The organism is Nocardiopsis alba, assembly GCF_000710955.1.
Taxonomy (GTDB): domain Bacteria; phylum Actinomycetota; class Actinomycetes; order Streptosporangiales; family Streptosporangiaceae; genus Nocardiopsis; species Nocardiopsis alba.
In genome coordinates this window covers 95,196-117,894 of the sequence record NZ_BAZE01000004.1, presented here as the reverse complement: position 1 = coordinate 117,894, position 22,699 = coordinate 95,196, and the positions used below count along the sequence as shown (strand labels likewise).

The 22,699-nt window shown below is 69.9% G+C and carries 19 protein-coding genes; 6 read left to right on the top strand and 13 right to left on the bottom strand.

Features of this window, described 5'->3' with window-relative positions; genetic code table 11:
- Window positions 1-21: 21 nt before the first annotated feature.
- Window positions 22-774, top strand: coding sequence for a decaprenylphospho-beta-D-erythro-pentofuranosid-2-ulose 2-reductase (locus tag TR33_RS09335; RefSeq protein WP_042282744.1), 753 nt, complete (start codon window positions 22-24; stop codon window positions 772-774).
- 52 nt (window positions 775-826) lie between these two features.
- Here TR33_RS09335 and TR33_RS09330 read toward each other — a convergent pair whose 3' ends face one another.
- The 7 genes from TR33_RS09330 to TR33_RS09300 form a co-directional block, all read right to left on the bottom strand.
- Window positions 827-2,218: an MFS transporter gene (locus tag TR33_RS09330; protein WP_042282743.1), complete on the bottom strand. Its 1,392-nt coding sequence runs from the start codon at window positions 2,216-2,218 to the stop codon at window positions 827-829.
- On the bottom strand, window positions 2,215-3,204 hold the full coding sequence (locus TR33_RS09325; protein ID WP_042282741.1) for an oxygenase MpaB family protein: 990 nt from the start codon (window positions 3,202-3,204) through the stop codon (window positions 2,215-2,217). Before TR33_RS09325 ends, TR33_RS09330 begins: the two co-directional genes overlap by 4 nt.
- 106 nt (window positions 3,205-3,310) lie before the next feature.
- Entirely contained in the window at window positions 3,311-4,291 is a 981-nt protein-coding gene (locus TR33_RS09320; RefSeq protein ID WP_042282739.1) for an oxygenase MpaB family protein, read from the bottom strand.
- 268 nt (window positions 4,292-4,559) lie between these two features.
- Entirely contained in the window at window positions 4,560-5,144 is a 585-nt protein-coding gene (locus TR33_RS09315) for a GTP-binding protein (protein ID WP_014911992.1), read from the bottom strand.
- Window positions 5,125-5,562, bottom strand: a complete 438-nt coding sequence (locus TR33_RS09310; RefSeq protein WP_017535545.1) for a DUF742 domain-containing protein — start codon at window positions 5,560-5,562, stop codon at window positions 5,125-5,127. The genes TR33_RS09315 and TR33_RS09310 overlap by 20 nt, the downstream gene beginning before the upstream one ends.
- An 8-nt stretch (window positions 5,563-5,570) precedes the next feature.
- On the bottom strand, window positions 5,571-6,014 hold the full coding sequence (locus tag TR33_RS09305; RefSeq protein ID WP_014908573.1) for a roadblock/LC7 domain-containing protein: 444 nt from the start codon (window positions 6,012-6,014) through the stop codon (window positions 5,571-5,573).
- 2 nt (window positions 6,015-6,016) lie between these two features.
- Entirely contained in the window at window positions 6,017-8,638 is a 2,622-nt protein-coding gene (locus tag TR33_RS09300; RefSeq protein WP_042282736.1) for a nitrate- and nitrite sensing domain-containing protein, read from the bottom strand.
- A gap of 454 nt (window positions 8,639-9,092) precedes the next feature.
- Between TR33_RS09300 and TR33_RS09295 the strand changes: the two genes are divergently transcribed.
- Window positions 9,093-10,172, top strand: a complete 1,080-nt coding sequence (locus tag TR33_RS09295; protein WP_017535547.1) for a hypothetical protein — start codon at window positions 9,093-9,095, stop codon at window positions 10,170-10,172.
- Between the two features lie 63 nt (window positions 10,173-10,235).
- Here the strand turns inward: TR33_RS09295 and TR33_RS09290 are convergent, their stop codons facing one another.
- The 4 genes from TR33_RS09290 to TR33_RS09275 form a co-directional block, all read right to left on the bottom strand.
- Window positions 10,236-10,685 carry a DUF3592 domain-containing protein gene (locus tag TR33_RS09290; RefSeq protein ID WP_017535548.1) on the bottom strand — a complete coding sequence of 150 codons (450 nt, stop codon included), beginning with the start codon at window positions 10,683-10,685 and terminating at the stop codon, window positions 10,236-10,238.
- A gap of 43 nt (window positions 10,686-10,728) precedes the next feature.
- Entirely contained in the window at window positions 10,729-11,373 is a 645-nt protein-coding gene (locus TR33_RS09285) for a TetR/AcrR family transcriptional regulator (RefSeq protein ID WP_014911829.1), read from the bottom strand.
- A 95-nt stretch (window positions 11,374-11,468) separates the two neighbouring features.
- On the bottom strand, window positions 11,469-13,511 hold the full coding sequence (locus tag TR33_RS09280) for a YhgE/Pip domain-containing protein (RefSeq protein ID WP_234305819.1): 2,043 nt from the start codon (window positions 13,509-13,511) through the stop codon (window positions 11,469-11,471).
- Window positions 13,512-13,563: 52 nt separating this feature from the next.
- A complete protein-coding gene (locus TR33_RS09275; protein WP_042282730.1) occupies window positions 13,564-14,352 on the bottom strand; it encodes an ATP-binding cassette domain-containing protein in 789 nt (262 codons plus the stop codon).
- A 249-nt stretch (window positions 14,353-14,601) separates the two neighbouring features.
- Between TR33_RS09275 and TR33_RS09270 the strand changes: the two genes are divergently transcribed.
- Window positions 14,602-15,459: a murein hydrolase activator EnvC family protein gene (locus TR33_RS09270; protein WP_042282729.1), complete on the top strand. Its 858-nt coding sequence runs from the start codon at window positions 14,602-14,604 to the stop codon at window positions 15,457-15,459.
- A 70-nt stretch (window positions 15,460-15,529) separates the two neighbouring features.
- Window positions 15,530-16,300, top strand: coding sequence for an endonuclease V (locus TR33_RS09265; protein ID WP_017535552.1), 771 nt, complete (start codon window positions 15,530-15,532; stop codon window positions 16,298-16,300).
- 71 nt (window positions 16,301-16,371) lie between these two features.
- On the opposite strand, the gene TR33_RS09260 is transcribed toward TR33_RS09265, so the two are convergent.
- A complete protein-coding gene (locus TR33_RS09260) occupies window positions 16,372-17,811 on the bottom strand; it encodes a GuaB1 family IMP dehydrogenase-related protein (RefSeq protein ID WP_014909822.1) in 1,440 nt (479 codons plus the stop codon).
- Window positions 17,812-18,055: 244 nt separating this feature from the next.
- Here TR33_RS09260 and TR33_RS09255 point away from each other — a divergent pair, with 244 nt between their 5' ends.
- The gene (locus TR33_RS09255) at window positions 18,056-18,988 is read left to right on the top strand and encodes a CDP-alcohol phosphatidyltransferase family protein (RefSeq protein WP_017535553.1); all 933 of its coding nucleotides are present in this window, start codon (window positions 18,056-18,058) and stop codon (window positions 18,986-18,988) included.
- Window positions 18,989-19,024: 36 nt separating this feature from the next.
- Here the strand turns inward: TR33_RS09255 and TR33_RS09250 are convergent, their stop codons facing one another.
- Window positions 19,025-20,170: an acyltransferase family protein gene (locus tag TR33_RS09250; protein ID WP_202421580.1), complete on the bottom strand. Its 1,146-nt coding sequence runs from the start codon at window positions 20,168-20,170 to the stop codon at window positions 19,025-19,027.
- Between the two features lie 481 nt (window positions 20,171-20,651).
- Between TR33_RS09250 and TR33_RS09245 the strand changes: the two genes are divergently transcribed.
- Window positions 20,652-22,697, top strand: a complete 2,046-nt coding sequence (locus tag TR33_RS09245) for an amidohydrolase (protein ID WP_042282728.1) — start codon at window positions 20,652-20,654, stop codon at window positions 22,695-22,697.
- Window positions 22,698-22,699 lie beyond the last annotated feature (2 nt).

Below are 22,699 nucleotides of genomic sequence, written 5' to 3'. Positions count from 1 at the left end.
TGAGGAAGGAAGGTGGCCCCCATGCGCGACTCCCTGGGAGGTGTGCGCAGTGTCCTACTGCTCGGAGGCCGTAGTGAGATCGGTCTGGCCGTGGTCGAACGGCTTCTGCTCGAAGGCGCCCGAGAGGTGGTGCTGGCCGCGCGCGGCGGGGTCACGGACCCGCCCGAGACTCTGACGGTGACGGGGGCGAACGTCCATTCGTTGGACTTCGACGCCGAGGCGGTCGACACCCACGCCGCGACCATCGCCGCCGCCGTCGACCTGGTCGGCGACCTGGACGTGGTCGTGGACGCCTTCGGGGTGCTCGGAGAGCAGTCCGCGTACGAGGCGGATCCGGTCGAAGCGGCCCGGGCGGCGACGGTGAACTACACCGGTCATGTCTCCAGCGGGCTGGCGGTCGCCGCCCGGCTGAGAGAGCAGGGGCACGGCACGCTGATGGTCCTGTCCTCCGTGGCCGGGGTCCGGGTACGCAGGGCCAACTTCGTCTACGGCTCCGCCAAGGCGGGGCTGGACGGCTTCGCCCAGGGGCTGGCGGACTCCCTGCACGGGTCCGGTGCGCGCGTCCTGGTGGTCCGGCCCGGCTACGCGGCCACCCGGATGTCCGCCCATGTGGAGCCGGCCCCCTTCCCGGCCACGCCCGGACAGGTCGCCGACGTCGCCGTCCGAGGGCTGCGCAGTGGGGCCGGCACGGTGTGGGCCCCGCCCGTCCTGCGCCCGCTCTTCACCGCTCTGAGCCTGCTGCCCCGCCCTCTCTGGCGCCGTCTGGGCCGCTGAGGCGCTCTCCGACGGTCCCCGGTGGTCCCCGGTCGGGACCACCGGGGGAGGGTCAGACCCCCACGACCTCGGACCCCTCGGAGGGACCCTCCGGGCCGGAGGCCTCGGGGAGGTGCTCCCGGGTGAGCCGGTAGAACATCAGTGGGATCAGGCAGGAGAGCATGACCAGGGCCGGCAGCAGGGTGCTGCCGATCAGCATGCCGCGCAGCGCCGAGTCGCTCTGCCGGACGACCTCCCCGGCGCCGGACTCCACGTACCCGCTCACCGCGAGGCACAGCGAGAGCAGGCCGGTGCCGATGGCCTGGGCCAGCGCGTCGCCCGCGGTCCAGACCCCGGACAGCACGCCGCTCTGGCGGCGACCGGAGCCGTCGTCGGTGGCCAGGCAGTCGGCCAGCATCGACCAGGGGAGCAGGTGGACACCGGACAGCCCGATGCCCACCAGCACGGAGGAGAACACGGCCCCGGGGACACCCCACACGGGGATGAACAGGAGGCCGAGGCCGCCCATCGCGAACACGACGGCGGACAGGCCCGCGGCGCTCCGCTTGTCCGACCGGACCGACAGGCGCTTCCACAGGGGGGCCGTGGCGATCAGCGGCACCAGTACGCACACCATGAGGATGCTCGTGTAGGCGGGCTCGCCCATCACGTTGGCGGTCACGTACGGAACCCCGGCCACCATGGTCCCGCTCGCCACGCCCATGAGCAGGTTGGCCGGGAACAACACCCGGAAGTGACGGTGCGAGAAGGCCGAACGCAGCTGGCCGAGGATGTTCTCGGTGCGCGCGGGGAAGGCCGGGCGCGGCGCCCGACGGGTACCGATCACACTGCCGAGCATGGCGAACAGGATGACCGCGCCCATGGCCAGGCCCATCAGACGGTAGCCCGTCACCGGGTCCTCGGGGGCGGATTGCAGCACCGGGGCCAGCGCCCCGCCCAACATCAGCGCCAACCCCACGAACGCGGTCCGCCACGTGTTGAAGGTGGAGCGTTCGTGGTAGTCGGAGGTGATCTCACCGGGCATGGCCGCGTGCGGCACCTGGAACATCGAGGAGGCCAGGGCCGCGAGCACGAACAGCACCGCGACGTAGACGGCGGCGGCGTTCCCCTGGAGCGGGGGGCCGAAGAACAGCGCCGCGAAGAGCACCGGCAGGGTCACCGCTCCGGCGAGCATCCACGGCCGACGCGGCCCCCAGGAGGAACGCGTCCGATCGGACCGGACGCCGATGTAGGGGCTGATCAGGAGATCGGCGATCTTCGGTAGGAAGATCACCGCCCCGGCCACCGCCGGACCGACGGCCAGGGTGTCGGTCAGGTAGATGAGCAGCAGCAGTCCGGGGACGGTGTTGAAGATCCCCGTGGCCACCGCGCCGCTGCCGTACCAGGCGTGCACCGAGCGAGGCAGCGGAGCGGCTCCGACGGGGGTGTCGGGGGTGGTGCTCACGCGCGATCATCGGCCTTCGCGGCCTCGGACGCCTCGGCGTCGGCCCCCGAGGACGCGGCCTCTCGGGGACGGTCCCCCTCCGCGCCGTACAGCTCCTCGTGGGCCACGGGGTCCACGTTGTGCCGGACCGGGCAGGTGGCCGGGAAGGTGCCCATCTTGTCGATGTCGTAGCCGTCGGGGTAGCTGCGGATGTTCGGGTTCAGGTCCGCCCACAGCGGTTCCTCGCGCGGCTTCATCCGGCGCACGACCTTGGCCCGCAGCTTGAGGGCGATGTCGGCGCCCTTGCGCCAGCCCCGACCGGGCGGGTCGTACCGGAAGGTCCGGATGAGCGAGTCGTCCAGGATCGCCATCGAGAACTTGCGGGCCAGACCGGACACGCGTGGCGGATAGAACGTCACCATGAGGTCGAGAGTGGCGTCGGAGACCGCGCGTCCGCCCTCGGTGTAGGCGAAGTTCTCCTTCTCATAGGTGTCGAGAAGGTCGCGGAACTCCTCATAGGTCTCGGGGATGTCCTTGATCCCCATGTACTTTCCGAGCTTGCGGTAGTAGTTGGTGATCCCCGAGATCTCGTGGTCGCTCAGTCGTCGCCAGCCGTAGCCGTAGTCGTTGAGCCAGCGGACCGGCATGACGACGAAGGTGCTCAGCACGTATCGGTAGTCGTCGTTGGAGATGTCGTAGGAGCGGTGCATCTGGTTCATCCGGCGCAGGGCGTCGCGGCCCTTACCCGGCTCGAACCCGTACCGCATCATGTTGCCGAGGATGAGGGCCGTGTCGTCGTAGCGTTTCTGGGTCTTTCCGGTGAACTCGTCCGTCCGCCCGAGGAGTTCGCCGATGCTCGGGACCGCGTAGGTGCGGTAGAGGGCGATCCCCAGAGCCCTGCCCATGTCCCACGGGAATTCGTGGGAGGTCAGGATCTGGACGATGCGCACGCAGTCGGCCTCGGCGTCGAGGCGGTGGATCTCGTCGCGCCAGTCGAAACGCTTCATTCTGGGGTCCTTCAGGGGAAGAGGGGGCGATGGACAACGGGGGACCGCTCGTGGGGGCGTGGGCCGTATCGATGAGGGTCCGGCCCGGGAAAGGGGTCGGGGGCGCCTATCGCGCGTCGGTAGTCGCGTCGCCCGAGGGGTCGGACGTCGCGGGGGCGACGGCCTGGCCGGGCGCGGGGACGTGGGCGCCGGTTCCGGGCACCTCCCGGGTGAGCATGTCGTGGGGGATCGGGCAGCCCTTCGGGAAGGTCCCGATCCGGGAGGGGTGATAGCCGTCGGGGTAGCTGCGGACGTTGGAGCTGGAACGTGCCCACTTCGGTTCCTCGCGCGGCCTCATCCGGCGCACGACCTTGGCGCGGGCCTTGAGCGCGACGTCCCCGGCCCTGCGCCAGAAGGCGGACGGCTCGGGGTAGCGGAAGGCCCGGATCAGGCTGTCGTCCAGCAGCCCCTTGGTGAAGGGGCGGACCAGCGGCCGCTGCCACGCGGGGTAGAAGTCGACCATGAGGTCGAGGGTGGCGTCGGAGACCGCGCGTCCGCCCTCGGTGTAGGCGAAGTGCTCGGCCTCGTAGGAGTCCATGAGTTCGCGGAACTCCTCGTAGGTCTCGGGGATGTCCTTGATCCCCATGTGCCTGCCGAGTTTGCGGTAGTAGTTCGTGGAGGCGGCGATCTCGTGGTCGCTCAGTCGTCGCCAGCCATAGCCGTAGTCGTTGAGCCAGCGGACCGGCATGACGACGAAGGTGCTCAGCACGTACCGGTAGTCGTCGTTGGAGATCTCGTAGGAGCGGTGCATCTGGTTCATCCGGCGCAGGGCGTCACGGCCGCGGCCGGGCTCGAAGCCGTGCTCCAGGATGTCGTTGAGGATGAGCACGGTGTCGTCGTAGCGGTGTTGGGGGCGCGCGGTGAACTCACGGGTGCCGCCGAGGAGTTCGCCGATGCTCGGAACCGCGTAGGTGCGGTAGAGGGCCAGCCCCAAGGCCTGCTCGATGTCCCAGGGGAACTCCCGGGTCGACAGGATGCGGACGATCTCCTCGTAGTCCTCCTCGGCGTCCAGTGTGCGGATCTTGTCGCGCCATTCGAAACGCTTCATGGGAACTCCACCTTCGTCCGGACCCGCCCGAGACGGGTCCAGGGTCGTCGGGTACGTGAAACACCACTCCATGGGCGTTTCGCCGCCCCGCACTTTACCGGGGAGGCCTTCGTGTACAGGAGAGGAAGGCGCTTCGTACCCTCGAACATCCCGAACCGTGTCCCGAATGTTCTCCTTCTCGTCCTCTGTATCCCCGCCCGTCCTTCACCGGCACACCTCGTGGAACGATGACGCGAAAGGTCGACGCCCCGGACCCGGACGGAGCGGTTCAGGCGGCGACGCGTTCGGCGACCCGGTTCACCAGGGACAGCAGGACCTCCTTGGCCGATGCCCGATCCCGCGCGTCGCACAGCACCACCGGGGTCTCCGGGCTGAGGCTCAACGCCTCCCGGACCTCGTCCGGCGCGTACCTGTGGGCGCCCTCGAAACAGTTCACCGCCACCACGAAGGGCACGTCCCGGCGTTCGAAGAAGTCCACCGAGGCGAAGCAGGTCTCCAACCGGCGCGTGTCGGCGATGACGACCGCGCCCAGGGCGCCCTCCGAGAGCTCCTCCCACATGAACCAGAAGCGCTCCTGGCCGGGTGTTCCGAACAGGTACAGCACCAGGCTCTCGTTGATGGTGATCCGACCGAAGTCCAACGCCACCGTGGTGGTCGTCTTGGACTCCACCCCGGACAGGTCGTCGACCCCGTAGCTGGCCTCGGTCATCACCTCCTCGGTGCTGAGCGGGGCGATCTCGCTGACCGACCCCACGAGTGTCGTCTTCCCGGCGCCGAAGCCACCGGCGATCAGGATCTTCAGCGCCGAGGGGACCGGGGCCTCGGCGACGGGGTCAAAGTCTCTGGATGCCATCGAGAACCGCCTGGAGTACGTCCCGGCTCACCGGGCTCTTTGCTGTGTAGGGGGCGCGGGCCAAGGCCAGACCGCGGTTGAGAAGGTCACTGAGCAGGACCTTGACCACGGCGACCGGGATGTCCAGGTGAGCGGACACCTCGGCCACCGACTGGGGGCGACGACACAGCTCCAGGATGCGGAGCTGCTCCGGTTCGAGCGCCAACTCGTCGACCTCGGCGCGCTTGGCCGCGATCACCACGCTGATCATGTCCAGGCGGACGCTGTCGGCGTGGTCGCGGCCCTGCGCGATGACGTAGGGCCGGACCAGTCGGTCGTCCTCTCCGGCACCGGTGTCGTCGTCGAACCCGTCTATCGGGTCACGATGCTCGAGACCGTGCCGTGGATCGTTCGGATCGAACTCGTCATGCTCTTGCATATCGACCCCTAGCGAGTGGCTTCCCGGGTGGCGCTCTCATGTCGTGGAGCGGCGTCCATGTAACGGCCGACCTGGTCGACCAGGACGTTCATCTCGTAGGCGATGAGGCCGACGTCGGCGCTCTCCTCGGCGAGGACGGCCAGACAGGCACCGCGCCCGGCCCCGGTGACGAAGAGGTAGGCGCTCTCCATCTCGACGACGGTCTGTAGCACCTCGCCGCCGCCGAAGTGGCGGCCGGTGCCGCGGGCCAGGCTCTGGAAGGCGGAGGCCACGGCGGACAGGTGCTCGGCGTCCTCCTTCTCCAGACTCTCGGAGCGGCCGATCAACAGGCCGTCGGCGGAGAGGACGATCGCGTGCCGGGAGCCGACGGCCCGCTCCAGCAGCTCATCGAGCAGCCAGTCGATGTTCTTCCGGCCCGCGGCGTTCCCGCCTGCGCTTTCGGTACTGGTCACGGTTAAGCGTCCTTGTCGGTGTCGTTGGTCTTCTGCCTGCTCTCACGCCGTCCACGGTCCGTGCCCTTCTGGAAGGCGGACATGTTGCGGCGTAGGCGGGCCAGCCGTTCCGAGCTGTCGAGCGGGGACGAGGCCTTGCCCGGGGCACCGGACGCGGGCCCGCTCCCGCCCTCGCCGGCGGGGTCGCCGGCCAACTGGGGGGCGAGGTTCTCCTGGGGACGTCGTTTGGGCAGCGGCGGACGGCCGCTCTCGGTCCGCTCCGCCTCTTGGACGGGCGGGGCGGCGGGTTCGGGGGTGGTGTTCTCGGGAGAGGGCTCGGAGTCCCTCGGGCGCTTCGGAGCGGGCGCGGCCGGCTCGGGGGAGGGGGTCGAGGTCTTCGGACGGTCGGGCACCGCGCTGATCCGGGAGGTGCGGGTGGGCAGCGGGGGACGGTCCTCGGTGCTCCCGCCGAGGAGGTCGCTCCCCTGGTCGGGGGCGCTCGGAGTGGTGGTCACCGAGGTCAGGACCGGCTTTCCGGCCGGTTCGGAGGACGAGGGCGCGCCGTCCGTCAGAGCGGCCTCGGGGGTGCGGTCCACGATCTCGCGGACCTCCCAGATGTCCTCTTCGGTCTCGTCGGAGGCGGGCAGAGGGGCACGATCCCCTGAGATCAGCTCCTGCGGCAGCAGGACGATGGCCAGAACGCCGCCGTAGGGAGAAGGGCGCAGATGCACGCCGATGCCGTGACGGTGGGCCAGATGCGAGACGACGAAGAGGCCCAGGCGCATCTTCTCGTTGAGACGCATGACGTCGAACTCGGGCGGCTCGGACAGCAGGGCGTTGGCCGACGCGAACTCGGCGTCGGACATGCCCAGACCGCGGTCCTCGATCTCTACGGTCACGCCGTTGGGTACGGACTCGCTGCTCAGACGCACGTTGGTGTGCGGGGGCGAGAACATCGCGGCGTTGTCGACCAGCTCGGCGACCAGGTGGATGACGTCGGCGACGGCCGGCCCGTTGAGGTCGACGCGTGCGATGCGCTCGCGCTTGACGCGGGTGTAGTCGCCGGACTCGGAGATCGCGCCGCGCAGGACGTCGATCAGCGGCATCGGGCGGTGCCAGGTACGTCCGGGCGCCTCGCCACCGAGGATCAGCAGGTTCTCGGCGTTACGCCGCGAACGGGTCGCCAGGTGGTCCAGTTTGAACAGCTGTGCGAGCTGCTCGGGATCCTCCTGCTCGCGCTCCATCCGGTCCAACAGGCGGAGCTGTCGGTGGACGAGGGTCTGGCTCCGGTGCGCGATGTTCAGGAAGACGCGGTTGACGCCCTGGCGCAGCTCCGTCTGCTGGACCGCCTCCTCGACCGCCGCGCGCTGGGCGGTGTTGAAGGAGCGGGCGACGTCGCCGATCTCGTCGTCCTCCGCCCGGAGCTCGGGCAGTTCGGCGCCGGTGTCGACGCGCTCGCCGCGGTGCAGGCGCTCCATGATCGCGGGAAGACGCTTCTCAGCCAGGTCCTGGGACTGGTCGCGCAGGGCCAGGAGACGGTCGGTGAGGTTGCGCGAGGAACGGCGGGCCAGGTAGAAGGCCAGTCCGGTCACGGCGGCCACGCCGAGGCTGCCGCCGAGAGCGATCAGCACGGACCGGTTGGCGCCCTCGGTGGTCAGGGAGGCAGCGTAACGGGCCTCATCGGCGCCGATGTCGGTGAGCTCGGACAGGACGTGGCCGTAGGCCGCGTCCCACTCGTCCCGGTCCACCGGCATGGACAGGTCGTCGACGGTCTGAGGGGCCAGGGTGACCGGATCGGTGATGGTCTCGGAGGAGACCTCGCGCTCCGTGATCCGCTCCTGCATCTCGAGGAGCGAGGCGTACTCGGGGCCGTCCAGCACCGCTTCGAACCGCTCGGCCTGACCGGGGCCGCCCAGGTAGCCGGCGTTGGCGTCCAGGAAGGCCTGGTAGGTGCCGACCAGACGGGTGAACTCGCGCTGGTCCTCGACCGAGAGTTCGTCGGTGGCGAAGGCCCGGGAGAGCTGGGCGTCGGAACGTGAGAAGGCGTCCACCGCGCGGAACATGTAGACCGCGGTGAAGCTGGGGTTGACGGAGGGGCCGCCGTCGCTGCTCAGACGCCCCTGGCTGTCGAAGCTGTCGGCGCCGTGCAGGACCAGCTCGTTGTAGTAGTCGAGGACGTCGTCACGGCTCGCGTTCCCGGAGTCGACGGCCTCTCGGATCTCGTCGACGTCCTGGTACATGTCGTACAGCATCTCGATGTGCATGCCCGCCTCTTCGGGGGCGATGTCCACGAAGGTGATGAGCTCGGAGACGACCGTGCCGAGGGACTCGTCGGTGGAGTGACGGGCCTCGGTGAGGCGCTGGGTCAGGTCGGCGTCGTCGGGGTTCTCGATGTAGGCGATCGTCGCCGACCGCTCCGTCATCGCGTCGACCAGACCGATCGCGGCCGGGGTGACCAGTTCGTGGGTGGCCTTGGCGCGGAGGAGTCGGAAGACCGCTTCGCCACCGAGCGCGACGGTGAGGATCAGCCACAGCGCGATCAGGGCGGCCGTGGGGATCGTGACCATGGCGCGGATACGGGCGGTGATCGTCCGCCCACGTTTCTTCGGTACTTCCTGCACGGTGCTCCTGTCGATCCGCGTCATGAGGTCTTACGGGGAGCCGGATCCGTGGTCGCCCGGTCGCCGATGGCGACGGGGGACGGGTACGCGGACTCCCGCCCGGACACCGCGTTCCTCCCGGACGGGGTGACGCGGATTCGCCGCCGGGGTGACCACTGGCGGGTCTTTTCGGCGTGGGGGATCGTATCTCGGCTGGGAAACGCCGGTTTATCCGGGGGCGTAGGCAGTCTGCCATGAACTGGTGGAATGTTCATAGAAGTGCAGCTCTGGGGCTTGCTGTGCCCTGTGGGGTCGGTGTTATGGAAAGCCATAGGACGAACTTCACATGTGACCGTATAGGTGGATCTTGCTTCCTTATCGCCCCTGAACGGCGGGGTCTCGGGAACGGATCGGGGCCCGAATCCCGGTTCCCCGCACACACGGGTTCCGGCCGTACTAGCGTTACGGCGCGGAACAGGCCGAATCGGGAGGAGACGTGATGGGGCAACCGTTCGGCGGCGGACAGGCGGCCATCGACGTGGCGGTCGCGGCCGTACCACTGCTGACGGTGATCGGCGCCGCCCTCTATCTGAACGGCCAGCATCGCCGCTATGGACGCCCGACGGGCTGGTCGGGGACGCTCACACGGGCCGCGCTCCTCGTCGGCGCCGGCCTGGTCGCCTACGCGGTCTGGCCGTTGCCCGCCTCCATCGACGGGCTCTGCCCGGTCGTCCCCGAGGCCGCCCCGCCACCGGATCCGCGTTCGATCGCCCTGACCCTCGGGCTCTTCCTCCCGGTGGGGATCCTGGCCCGGGCCCGATTCCGTCGCGGGCTCCTGGTCACGCTCGCCCTGGGCACCGCCCTGGCACTGGCGGTGACGGCGATCCGCGCCACCGGGGTCCTCGGCCTGTACCCGTGCTCCTACAACGTGGACGCGCCCGAACTCACCGGGGTCGCCGTGGCCGGGGTCCTGCTCGGTTGGCTCCTGGCCCGTTGGGTCCCGACTCTGTGGCCGTACGGTCCGCACCGGTCCTGGCCCGGAGCGGTCCCCGACCGGGCCGCGCCCGACCTCCTCCGGCGGGCTCTGGGCACTCTCCTGGACCTGGGGGCGTGGTGGTTCGGATCGCAGCTGGTCCTCGCCCTGATCGCCGTCTACGGTCCGGTCCCGTCGGATCTCGAGGCCCGGGCGCGGATCGCCGTGCTCTCGGGCGTCGCCCTGCTCCTCGGGGTCCTGGTGCCCATGCTCCGTCGTGACCGCTGCTCGCCGGGGCGCGCCGCCGTGCACCTCGCGTTGACCGAACGCTCCATGTCCCGCCCGGCCGGGCGCCACCTGGTCCTGGCCCGGACCGCGCTGCTGTCCCTGCCGGTGGTCCTGCTCATCGCCTCGGGCCACGGCTGGTGGGCGTTGGCCGTGGTCGCCGTGCACGCCTCCGCCGCGGTGGTCCGTCCGGACGGTACCGGTCTGGTCGACCTGCTCTGCGGGGTCAGGGTGCGCACCCGCTCCACCATCGACGGTGCCCTTCCCGGCCGCCTGGTGCGCTATTCGCCTCCGGAGACACGGGCCCCGGCCTCCGTCTGAACGGTGCGGGCCCCACGTGGGCGAGGAAGGGCCCCGTGATGTCCACGGGGCCCTTCCGAACGTTCACACGGGGAGGAGACGGGTCGTCCCCCGATCCTCGGAGAGCGGCGCGGCCAGGTCGCTCCAGTGCAGGTAGCCGAGGAACAGCCCCGCCGCCACCAGGGCGAGACCGAGCCCGCCGAACAGCCCGCGCACCCAGTGACTCAACCAAGGGGCGGCGACGATCCGGGCCCGCTCGGGAAGATCGGGGTCGTAGGAGACGGTGACGATCTCGCCCGCCCGGGAGGCGGTCCAACCCGTGTTCTCGTGTTCGGCGTGCACCTCCTTGCCCTCCTCGGTCTGGAACTGCACGATCATGCGTGAGGCGACCGACGTCTCGTGGTAGCCGATCACCCTTCCCTTGGCACGCACGCCGTGCCGGACCAGGCGTAGTTCCAGACGGGTGTCGCGCATGACGATCCACAGCAGGATCGCGCCGGCGATCAGGGGGAGCAGAGGGTACAGATCGGCCATGGCAAGGGGGTCCTCTCCGGGATGTTCGGGACGGGCCGGGCGCTCAACGCGGTGAGGCGGGGGAACCGATCAGACCGTCGGCCATGTGCGCCAGGGTGGTGTGGATCTCCTCGATCGGGCGTTCGGGTTGCAGGGTCCGCCAGTCGAGGGCCACCGTCACCACCATGCCGAACAGAGCCGATCCCGCAAGCGATGTGTCCAGGTCCGGCCGGGTCAGACCGCGTTCGACCAGGACGTCCAGACGCTCGGTGATGACCCCGATCGCCTGCGTGCGGATCTGCCGGACGGTGGCGTACCAGGAGCGGTTGGTGCGCCAGGCCTCGGCCATCAACAGCCGGGCCAGGGCCTCGTGGGTGCCGATGAACACGACCCCGGCGCGCAGCACCTCGGTCAGTGCCCGACGGGGCTCCATTCCGGGTGCTGGGACCGCCTCGCGCAGGGTGTCGGCCAGCCGGGTCACGCCCCACTTCATGAGGGCGGCGTAGAGCTCGTCCTTGCCACCGAAGTTGTAGTAGACCGTGCCCTTGGCGACCCCGGCCCGCTCGGCGATCTCGTCCACGGTGGTGGAGCCGTAACCCTGTTCGGAGATCAGGGTTACGGCCGCGTCGAACAACTTGCGTCGGGTCGCCTCGCGGCGGCCGCCGACGGGCTTCTCCGGGGTGGGGGTCCTCATGTTCATCGGCTCCATTGTGCCCTTTGTTCGGAGGACGTCCTTTGTTCGGTTCCTCCGGTGCCGGTGCGACCGACACCGGAGGAACACGGTCCGAAGGACGCCGTTCCTCTCTAGACCTTCAAGGCGGGGTAGAGGGTGGACATCGACCAGACGCGTTTGCGGGCCACGGCCAGCCAGGTCAGCAGCAGCGGGACCACCAGCCACAGACCCATGACGCCGAAGGCCTGCGCGACCACGTTCATGTCACCGCCGCCGATGAGGTGCCGCATGGCGGTCACCCCCCAGTGCAGGGGCAGGTACGGGGCGATCGCCTGGAAGAAGGTCGGGCTGGTCTCGATCGGATAGGTACCGCCCGCCGAGGTCAACTGGAGCACCAGCAGAGCCAGGGCGATGACCCGTCCGGCCGCACCGAACCGCACGGTGAGGAACTGGACGGTGGCGGCGAAGGCGGATGCCGTGAGCAGCAGGAACGCCAGCATCAGTGGCCAGTTCCGTGACTCCAGTCCCAGGCCCACGTGCAGCACGCCCATCATGACCAGCACCTGCGCCCAACCGAGCATCATCGGGACCATACGGCCGGCCAGCGCCACGCGCCAGGACGGCGAGGAGGAGGCCAGACCCCGGTTGGACAGGGCCGGCAGCACCATGAACACCACCATCGCGCCGACCCACAGGGACAGGGGCACGAAGAACGGGGCGAAGCCGGTGCCGTAGTTGGGCACCTCGTTGTCCACCTCGCTGTCCAAACGGACCGGCTCGCTCATCATGTCGGCGGCGTCGGTCCGGCCGGAATCGGAGTAGGTGGGGATCTCGTCGACGCCGTCGTTGAGCCCGTCGGCCAGCTCCTCGGAGCCGGAGGACAGGTCGCCCAGACCGTCGTGCAGACGGTCGGCGCCGCCGCTGAGCTCGCCCAGTCCGCTGTCGAGGTCGCTCGCACCGCTGGAGGCGTCGGAGAGGCCGTCCCGGATCTTCCGGGAACCCTCGGCCAGTTCCTCCAGGCCTTCGGCCAGGGCGTCGATCTGGTCGCGGGCGTCCTCGGCCTTGCTCACGGTGTTCGGCAGGTCGTCGGCGACCTCGACCGCCCTCTCGCTCAGCGCGGCGGCCTCGGCGGCGGTGGAGTCGATCTCGTCCCGGTTGTCGTTGACGAACCCCGCCACGGACAGGGCGGTGCCCATCGCGTCGTCCAGGTCGGTCAGCAGCGCGTACAGGTCGGGCTGGTCCTTCTCCAGGTCGGGGTTCTCCTCCAAGAACGTGTCGAGACGTCCGTCGACCGCCTCCATGCCGCTCACGTCGATCTCCTCCGGCAGTCGAGTGAGGGCCTGGGAGACGCCGTCGGTGACGTCGGCGATGGTCTCGGCGCGCGCCTGGATGTCCGGGATGTCCTCTTCCAGGCGGGGGAGGAGGTCGTCGGCGAGCTCGTCCAGTCGCTCGACCTTCGCGGAGACCTGGTCCGAGGCGCTGCCCGCGCCCTCGGCCAGCTCCTCGGAGCCCGAGTACAGCTCGGAGAGTCCGCCGCTGAGCGAACCGGCGCCCGTGTGGGCCTCGCCGATGCCCTCGGAGAGCTCGCCGGAGCCGCTCTCGGCGTCGCCCGCCCCGTCCGCGAGTTGTCCGGCGCCGTCGGCCGCCTCCTCGGTCTTGCCGTGGATCTCGTTGAAGCCGAGGAAGATCTGGTCCAGATAGTCGCCGATGGCGGTGCTCGCCGCCGTCTCGCGGATCTCCTTGAAGGCGCTGCCCGCCAACTGCCGGACGATGTAGCTGTTGGAGTCGTTGTAGTTCGCGACCAGGAGGGCGGGGGTGGGGTTCTCACGGTCTCGGGAGGGTGAGGTGAGGGCCTGGCTGAAGTGCGAGGGGATGGTGAGGGTGACGTAGTAGTCGCCGTCGTCCAGGCCTCGTGCGGCCTCGGCCGCGTCGACCAGGTGCCAGTCGAGGTCGCCGCGTTCCAACAGGGTGTCGGCCAGTTCCCCGCCGATGTCGACCTCCTCCCCGTCGACCTCGGCCCCCGTGTCCTCGTTGACCAGGGCGACCGGCAGGTGCTCCATGCGGTCGAAGGGGTCCCAGAAGGACCACAGGTACATCCCCGAGTAGAGCAGGGGGATGAGCATGAGGGCGGCCAGCGCCGCGGTGGGCAGCGGCGAGCGCAGGAAGGACCGCATGGTGAGCAGTCCGAGGCGGGGGACGGCGAGGAAGCGGTAGCGAGGGGCTCTGTCAGCTCTGGGCACGGTGGGCGCCTCCCTTACGGCCGTTCCTCTTGTCGCCGTCGGTGTCGTCCTTCTCGCCGTGGAGCAGGTCGGAGATGCCGATCACGCCTTCGTCCTCGGTGCTTTCGGGGGCCTCTTCCTGGCGGATGGGGATGGGGCCCTGGGTGTCGTCGTCGGCCACGGTGCCGAGTTCGCGGGCGTCGGCGCAGGTGGCGATGACGGTCAGTCCCTCCTCGGAGAGGTCCTTGAGGGTCCGCCACATCTCGGCCTGATGCTCGCCGCTCAGGCCGCCGTCGACGTCGTCGACGGCCAGGAGGCGGGGTTCGTAGACCAGTCCCAGGGCCATGCCGAGGCGCCTGCGTTCGGGCAGGGGGAGTTCCTTGATCAGGGTCTTGCGGTCCAGGTCGGCCAGTCCGACCGCCTCCATGGCCTCGTCCGCCACGGAACGGGCGGAGGGGCGCAGGCGCAGCAGGCGTGCCTCGGAGAGGTGCTCGCGGACCCGGAGGCGTTCGTCGAGGTCGTTGACGTCGTTCATGAGCCCCAGAGAGCTGATTCGACGGACCTTGCGGGCCTGCTTCGGGAGGGAGAAGCCGTCCACGTGCAGGGTGCCCCGGCTGGGGCGCATCCTCCCGGTGAGGGTGAGCAACAGGGCGCTGCGTCCACCGCCGGAATCGGCCTGGAAGACGGTGAGCGTTCCTGGGCGCGCGGTGAAGTCGATCCCCGTGTAGACGGGGCCCTCTCGGGTGGTGAGTGTGACGTCCTCGGCGTGCACACGTGCTCCGGTGGCCCGACGCATCCTTAGCGGCCTCCCTTTTTGAACTGACCGGTCAGTACAAATTCCGGGTCCACGGTACTCCCCGGAGTCGGTGCTCCTGAGCGTTGGGCCCTGTGGCCTCCGGCACAAAGAGGCGCTCCAGGGGCAGGGGGGATCCGAATCGGGATTTGACGGGGCGCTTGCCAGGTTCTTCGTGTAATTTGAAAAAATACGTAATCTCGTAATAATGAAGGTGTAGGAGCGACGTCACATCGACAGCGGGGAGCGGCCATGCGGGAGAGAACACTGCGCGGGATCGGATCGGCGACGACGAGACTCTTCCTGCTGTACATGGTCGTGCTGCTGGCGCTGATCGTCGCCTGGCTCACCGATGTCCCGGTTCCCGATCACTCGCCCCTCCTCCTGGCCCTGATCGGCTTCGTGATCTGGGGGACGTCGGTACTGTCCACCTGGAGCGCCGACCGGATGGCCGTGCGTCGTGAGCCCTCCGCCCCCGTGGAGGTGGGCCCTCCGGTCCGAGGGGCCTGGCAGGCGTTGAACGGTCCGGCCGACAAGGTGCCCAGCCACGGGGTCCGCTCGCTCGGACAGGCCTACGCGATCGATGTCCTCGTGGTCGAGGGGCGTGAGGACGCCTCCCCTTGGAGCCCGATCGGACGCCCCGCGACCGCCTATCCGTCCTTCGGAGAGCCGCTGCTCGCCGTCGCCGACGCCACGGTCGTCCACGTCGACGACGGACAACGCGACCACCGAGGCCGCGACACCTATCCCGGTCTGGCCTACCTGATGCTGGAGGGGCTCGCCCGTTCCCTGGGAGGCCCGCGCCGCGTCCTCGGCAACCACGTGATCCTCGATCTGGGGGACGGCGTCCACGCTCTGTACGCCCACCTGCGTCGGGGCTCCGCGAGCGTGCGGGTCGGAGACCGTGTCGAGAAGGGCACGCCGATCGGCCTGTGCGGGAACTCCGGCAACTCCAGCGAGCCCCACCTGCACTTCCAACTCATGGACGACGCGAACCCGAAGTGGGCCGCCGGGCTCCCCTTCACCTGGACCGGGGTGGGTCTCCCCCCGAACGGCGAGGTCTTCACCGTCCCGGCCACCGGCAACGGGGCCGACGCGACGGGCTCCTGACGGCGGGGCGTCTCGCGAAAACCTAGACTGCGCCTGGACGCACGAAGGAAGACGACGGGGGACCGAGGACATGACGGAGATCGCCGAACGGGCGGCCGCTGCGCTGGACGATCCGGAGAACTGGCCGGAGGACCCCAAGGAGGCGGTGGTCCGGCAACGTCTGCTCGCCGACCGGGTGCGTACCGAGCCCCTCGACGCCGAAGGGGTCGAACTCGTCTGCGGACTGGACGTCAGCTACGGGGTGGGCGACACCGAACTCGCCGCGGCCGCCGTCGTCCTCGACGCCCGCACGCTGGAGGTGGTCGAGACCTCCCTGGTGGCCGACACACCCTCCTTCCCCTACGTCTCGGGTCTCTTCGCCTTCCGTGAGCTGCCGCCGGTCCTGAAGGCGATCGAGGGACTGTCACTGACCCCCGACGTGTTCGTCAGCGACGGTTTCGGCCTGGCGCACCCCCGCCGGTTCGGGGTCGCCAGCCACCTGGGCGTGCTGATCGACGCGCGGGTGGTCGGCTCCGCCAAGTCCGTGCTGTACGGCCGCAACACCCCGCCCGGCGAGGAGCGCGGTTCCTGGACCCCGATGGTCGCCGGGCGCTCCGAGATCGTGGACGACACCTTCGCCCTCGCGGAGGAGGGGGCCGAGGTGATCGGCCGCACCCTGCGCACCCGTTCCCGGACCCGCCCGGTCTACGTCTCCGTGGGCCACCGGGTCGATCTGGAGGGGGCCGCCGACCTCATCATGCGGGTCTCCCCCAAGTACCGGATCCCCGAGCCCATCAGGCACGCCGACCGTCTGTGCGGTCTGTACCGCAAGGAGCACGAGGCCGGTGGAGCGGCGAAGTAGGAAGAGGCGGGAAACGGAGAGGGGAGGGGGCCGGGCCCCCTCCCCTCACCCGATCGTGGCGCGATCCTCGGTCACCAACCGTTCTCCACGGGACGGCCCTCGTTGTAACCGGCGGCGCTCTGCACGCCCACCACGGCCCGCTCGTGGAACTCGGCCAGGGTGGTGGCGCCCGCGTAGGTCATCGAGCTGCGCACACCGGCGATGATCTGGTCGATGAGGTCCTCCACGCCGGGACGCTCGGCGTCCAGGTACATGCGCCCGGTGGAGATGCCCTCCTCGAACAGGGCCTTGCGCGCCCGGTCGAAGGGGGAGTCGTCGGAGGTGCGCAGCCGCACCGCGCGCGCCGACGCCATCCCGAAGCTCTCCTTGTACTGGCGTCCCTGGGCGTCGCGCATGACGTCGCCGGGCGACTCGTAGGTGCCCGCGAACCAGGAGCCCACCATGACGTTGGAGGCGCCGGCCGCCAGAGCGAGGGCCACGTCGCGCGGGTGGCGCACGCCGCCGTCGGCCCACACGTGGCCGCCCATCTCGCGGGCCGCGGCCGCGCACTCCAGGACGGCGGAGAACTGCGGACGGCCCACCGCGGTCATCATCCGGGTGGTGCACATGGCGCCCGGGCCCACGCCGACCTTGACGATGTCGGCCCCGGCCTCGATGAGGTCGCGGGTCCCCTGCGCCGTCACGATGTTGCCCGCGGCGATGGGCACGTCGGGCGAGAGCCCGCGGACCTTCTCGATCGCGGAGATCATCTTCTCCTGGTGGCCGTGCGCGGTATCGATCACCAGGGTGTCCACACCGGCGGCCAGCAGCTCGGAGGCCTTGCCCACGACGTCGCCGTTGATGCCGACGGCGGCGGCCACGCGCAGACGCCCCTCGGAGTCCACGGCCGGCGTGTACAGGGTCGAGCGCAGAGCGCCGGTCCGGGTGAGCACGCCGACGAGGGCGCCCTGCCCGTCCACCACCGGTGCCAGCCGGTGCCGGGACTCGTGCAGGATGCCGAAGGCCTCGCGCGGCTCGGTGCCCGCCGGGATGGTCAGCAGTTCGGCGGACATCACGTCGCGGAGCTGGGAGAAGCGGTCCACGCCCGCGCAGTCGGCCTCGGTGACCACACCGAGCGGACGACGCTCGTCGTCCACGACGATCAGGGCGTTGTGCGCACGCTTGGGCAGCAGGTTGAGCGCCTCACCGACGGTGCTCGTCGGGTTCAGCGTGATGGCGGTGTCGTACACCAGGTCGCGCCGCTTGGTCCAGGCGATGACGTCGGACACCACCTCGATGGGGATGTCCTGCGGGATGACGGTGATACCACCACGTCTGGAGACCGTCTCGGCCATCCGGCGCCCCGCGACGGCGGTCATGTTCGCCACGACCAGGGGGATGGTGGTGCCGGTGCCGTCCGGCGACGACAGGTCCACGCTGAGCCGGGAGCCCACGGCGCTGCGGCCGGGGACCATGAACACGTCGCTGTAGGTCAGGTCCTGGCTGGGGACCTGGTCGTTGAGAAAACGCAATGCCTCTACCTCGGTCGAGACCGAAGGGGGTGGACCACTCCGCGGGCTGGTCGCCGGCGGCACCCTGTTGATCCCCCTCTTACCTGTCAATTATGCCGTGGCCGATTACCGTGGAGGTACCCCGGTCTGGCATGATGACCCGATTCCCGCCTCTACCCGGCCCTGACCCATGCCCTTCTCCGGCGCTCGAACGCCGTGAGCCGTGGGCATGCGAGGTCGTGGGCCGCCCCAGGAGAACTCCGCAATGTCGCGTTTCACGCTCGCGCAAGTCAAGGAAGAGACCTACAAGGCCAAGGACGCCTGGTGGACGGTCTTCCTGGTCGACCCGTTGGCCGGCCGGCTGGTGGTGTGGACGGCCAACCGCACCGGTATCACCCCCAATCAGCTCACGCTGGGGGCCGGAGTCCTGGGTCTGCTCTCGGCGCTGTGCTTCATCGCCCCGGTGTGGGCCGGCGACCTGGGGTGGGCGTGGCTGGTGGCCGGAGCGCTGCTGTTCCACCTGAGCTTCGTGCTCGACTGCATGGACGGCAAGATCGCCCGTCTGAAGGGCAACGGCTCGATCTTCGGGGCCTGGGTCGACTTCGTCTTCGACCGGATCCGGTTCTTCGGCTGTGTGATGGCGTTGTTGATCGGTCAGTGGCTGATCACCGGTAACGCCGCCTACCTGATCGTCGCGCCGGTGGTGGTCTTCTTCGACCTGCTGCGCTACCTCAACGGCGCCCAGGTCGCCAAGACCCGCAAGTCGATGAGGCAGGCCCTGGCCCTGGCCAGCGGCGACACCGAACGCCTGCGCGAGGAGGCGGTCGGCGGCGCCGTCGATCCCGAGGACGAGGAGGGCCCCGACGCCCCGTCGGCCCCGGCCGCGGGCTCCCCGGCCCCCAAGGGGTTCTACCCCCGGGTCCGGGACGCCCTGCTGCGTCATCGGGTGCGTCCGCACCTGTTCAGCGGGATCGAGTTCGAGATGTTCCTGTGCGTGGTGGCGCCGCTGACCGTGCTGATCGCCTTCGTCTCACCGCTCGACAGCCTGATCATCCCGGTGGCGGTCTTCTCCGTACTGGCGTTGGCCTTCTTCGAGATGGTGCTGGTCCTGCGCCTGTGGAAGGAGACCCGCCGCTTCGAGACGCGTCGCCGTGAAGCGGCCGCCGTCCCGCCGGCGGGGTCCGCCGACGGGAGCTGACGACCTCGGTCCCGGCCTCGGGGCCGGGCCCGGCGTTCACCCCTGAGAGGGGGTCTTCGCCGGGTCCGGCCCCTTCTCGCGTTCGGGGGTCCTCTTGCCCTGGACCTCGCGGTCCTCCCTGCGGAGGAACCAGGTCGGCTGGGGCTCCACGGCCCACTTCATGCACGCGCGTACCCAGGGGGCGCACAGCAGGAAGGTGAGTCCCACGCCCAAGGCGATGGTGGCGGCCAAGGCCACCGGTCCGGTGAGCACGTCGTACCAGGGGGAGGCCTTGAAGACGATCAGGACCACCGAGTGCCCCAGGTAGATGAACAGGGTGTAGGCGCCGAGCGACGTGAACCAGGTACGTCGCTTGGGGGTGAGCGCGAGCACGGCGACGGTCATGGCCAGGGCGAGGCCCATGAAGGCCAACCGGATGCCGATGCTGGGCAGGAGGGGGTCGATGTCCCGGTCGGTGAGGCTGTCCCGCCAGAACAGCCAGTCCCGGCTGAGGTGCTCGGAGATCGGCACGGCGAGAACCGCGGTGGCCACCATGACGACGACGGAGGCGATCCGTACCCAGAGTCGGTCCAGGTGGGCGAAGTGCTCACGGCGCAGGCTCAGGCCCAGCACGAAGAAGGGCAGGAAGCTGAGCACGCGCCCCATCGACAGGGTGGAGCCGAGGTCGGCGGTGGCCGCGAACAACGAGATGACGATCGCGATCGCCACGGGCCAGCGCAGACGGTTCCACACGGGCACGCTCAGACGCCACAGGAACAGGGCGACCAGGAACCAGAGCGTCCAGGTCGGCTTGAGGACCGACAGGGAGTCGGGGAGTCCGCCGCGATCGACGGTGTAGATGGCCTGGTGGATCGTCCAGAAGATCAGGTAGGGGACCGCCAGCGACAGGACCAGCTTCTCCACCCGGTTCGACGAGGCGTCGAAGGAGCGTGACAGGTACCCGCTGATCATGATGAACGCGGGCATGTGGAAGAAGTAGATCCAGTAGTAGAGGGCGCCGGCGGGCCCGTAGTCGGTGAGGGGTTCGATCGCGTGGCCGACGACGACCAGGGCGATCAGGATGAACTTGGCGTTGTCCAGGCGGGCGTCACGACCCGGTGCGTCTCCCGAGGGGGCTTTCGCTTCGGGACGGACGGTCTTCTCGGGTCCATCCGTCGCGGATCGGGCGGTCGTACTGGTCAAGGATGAGGCCACTAGGGACTCCGAGGTCACGGGTTGCGGGGTGTGGGCGGTGTTCCCGAACGTCGTCCGAGGGAACGTGGTCGGGTCGCCGGGCGATACCGGAGGACCGACCGATCCGGCGCCGCGTGGCACGCGAGGGGGGATACCGGAGAGGTGATGGCGGCGAACATGGTCCGTTACCTTACTGAGACATGTTGGAATGTGCCAGTGGTTCGCGCAAATCAGGCAAAAGTTCGCGGAGTCGATCTCCTCGCCCGAAACAGGGCGTGAGAAGGCCCCTGTGGGCTCACACGAAGGAGAGCGAAGGTCGCCTATCGTGTGCAGACCCTAACCCATAGCTCACAGCGAGACGCCCATGGGCCACATCATCCGACGTGTCGAACCGAACGCGTCGGTGTGAACCGGCGAGGCCCGCGAAGATAGTCTGACCGAGGCGGCTGTTCCCCTTGCAGCGTCTGCCAGGACGAGAACGAAGAAGGCGGTGGAAACCGTGCCGCACGCGGTGGACCCGAACCGTGCCGCTCAGCACGGAAGCGTGGTCATGCGACTCCTCGACGAGATCTTCCCGCTCGTGGAGGGTGTCTACGTCGACCTGCACAAGAACCCGGAGCTCTCCCACGCCGAACAACGGACCGCCAGCGTCGTCGCGGAATGGCTGAACCGGACCGGCTACGAGGTCCACAAGGGCATCGGTGGTACCGGCGTGGTCGGCATCCTCCGTAACGGCCCCGGTCCCACGGTGATGTTGCGCGCCGACATGGACGCGCTTCCCCTGGAGGAGAAGACCGGGCTCCCCTACGCCAGTACCGCGAAGGCGGTGGACGGCGAGGGCGTCGAGGTGCCCGTCATGCACGCATGCGGCCACGACGCGCACACCGCGTGCCTGGTCGGCGTCGCGGACCTGCTCTCGGAGACCCGCGAGGAATGGGCCGGGACCGTCATGATCGTGGCCCAGCCCGGCGAGGAGACCCTCGACGGCGCCCAAGGGATGATCGACGACGGTCTGTTCGACCGCTTCGGCCGGCCCGACATCATCCTCGGGCAGCACCTGGGACCGCAGCCCGCCGGTCTCATCTCCCACCGCGCCGGGATCATCCTCGGCGCCGCCAACGCCTACCGGGTGCGCATCCACGGTGAGGGCGGACACGCCTCCCAGCCCCACACCACCGTCGACCCGGTGCTCATCGCCGCCAACATCGTCAGCCGACTCCAGGGCGTGGTCTCCCGTGAGATCAGCCCCAGCGAGATGGCGGTGCTCACGGTCGGCCGGATCCAGGCGGGCACCAAGGCCAACATCATCCCGGACGAGGCCTACCTGGAGATCAGCACCCGGGCGCTCAACGAGAACGTCGCGGACCAGCTGGAGAAGGCCATCGAGCGCGTCGTGCGCGCCGAGGCGGCCGCCTCGGGCGCCGGGCGCGAACCCGAGGTCGAGCGTTTCCAGGGCGGCGGGGTCACCCACAACGACCCGACCGCCACCGCCGACGTCGCCGGCGCACACCTCGCCTACTTCGGCGAGGAGTACGTCATCCACCTGCCGGACCCCTCCCCGTCCACCGAGGACTTCTGCCGCTTCGGTCTGCCCGACGACCCGCAGCCGATCCCCTACGTCTTCTGGTTCGTGGGCGCCACCCCCCACGACGTGTGGGAGTCCGCACCCGGCGACACGCCCTACGAGAAGATGGGCAACGTCCCGAGCAACCACTCCCCGTTCTTCTCGCCCGCCCGCGAGCCCACCCTGCGGGCCGGACTCGCCGCCCTGACGGTGGCCGCCCTGTCCTACCTGGGCAGCGACAACAAGAACCCGTCCAGGCCGAACGTGGCCCCGGTCGGACCGGCCTTCGTGGGGCCGGACCCCACGGGGGTCGCCGACCCGCGCGCCACCACGGGCGAGGGCGAGCAGTACACCTCCGTCCCCGAGGGGACGCCGGGCGTTCCCGAACCCGTGGAGACGCCCTCGTTCTCCCAGGAGGACCCCGGTCCGGTGGAGAACCACGCCGAACCGCCGTCGTCGGCGCCCGTCGGGCCGCCGGTCGTCGCGGGATCCATGGAGGTCCCCTCCTACGAGGACCCGCTCTCGGGGCCCCAGGAAACGCCCTTCCCGCCGGAGGAGCCTCCCTCGGCCCCGCAGGTCGGCCCCGCTCCGGCGGCCCCGACCGCGGACCCGGAGCCCTACACGGCGGACAACGACGCCTACGACAGCGCCTACCTCGCCTCCTCCTGGCCCGCGCCCGACGAGCCCTTCGGCGAGTCCACCCGGGAGTCCGACATCCGCTCGGTCATGGGGGAGCAGGACCAGGAGATCCAGGACGAGTGGCTCGACGACAAGATCGACGAGTCGACCCTGTCCGCCGACATGGCCGCGATCATGGACGAGGTCGGCGCGCCCCCGGCTCCCCCCGGGCCTCCGGCGACCCCGCCCGCGGGCCCCGCCTACGGAGGGCCGCCGCCGGCCGGCAGCGCGCACGACGCGCCTCCGCCCCCCGGGCCGGAGGACGACCGGCCCGACGCCCGCTACCGGTACTGAGG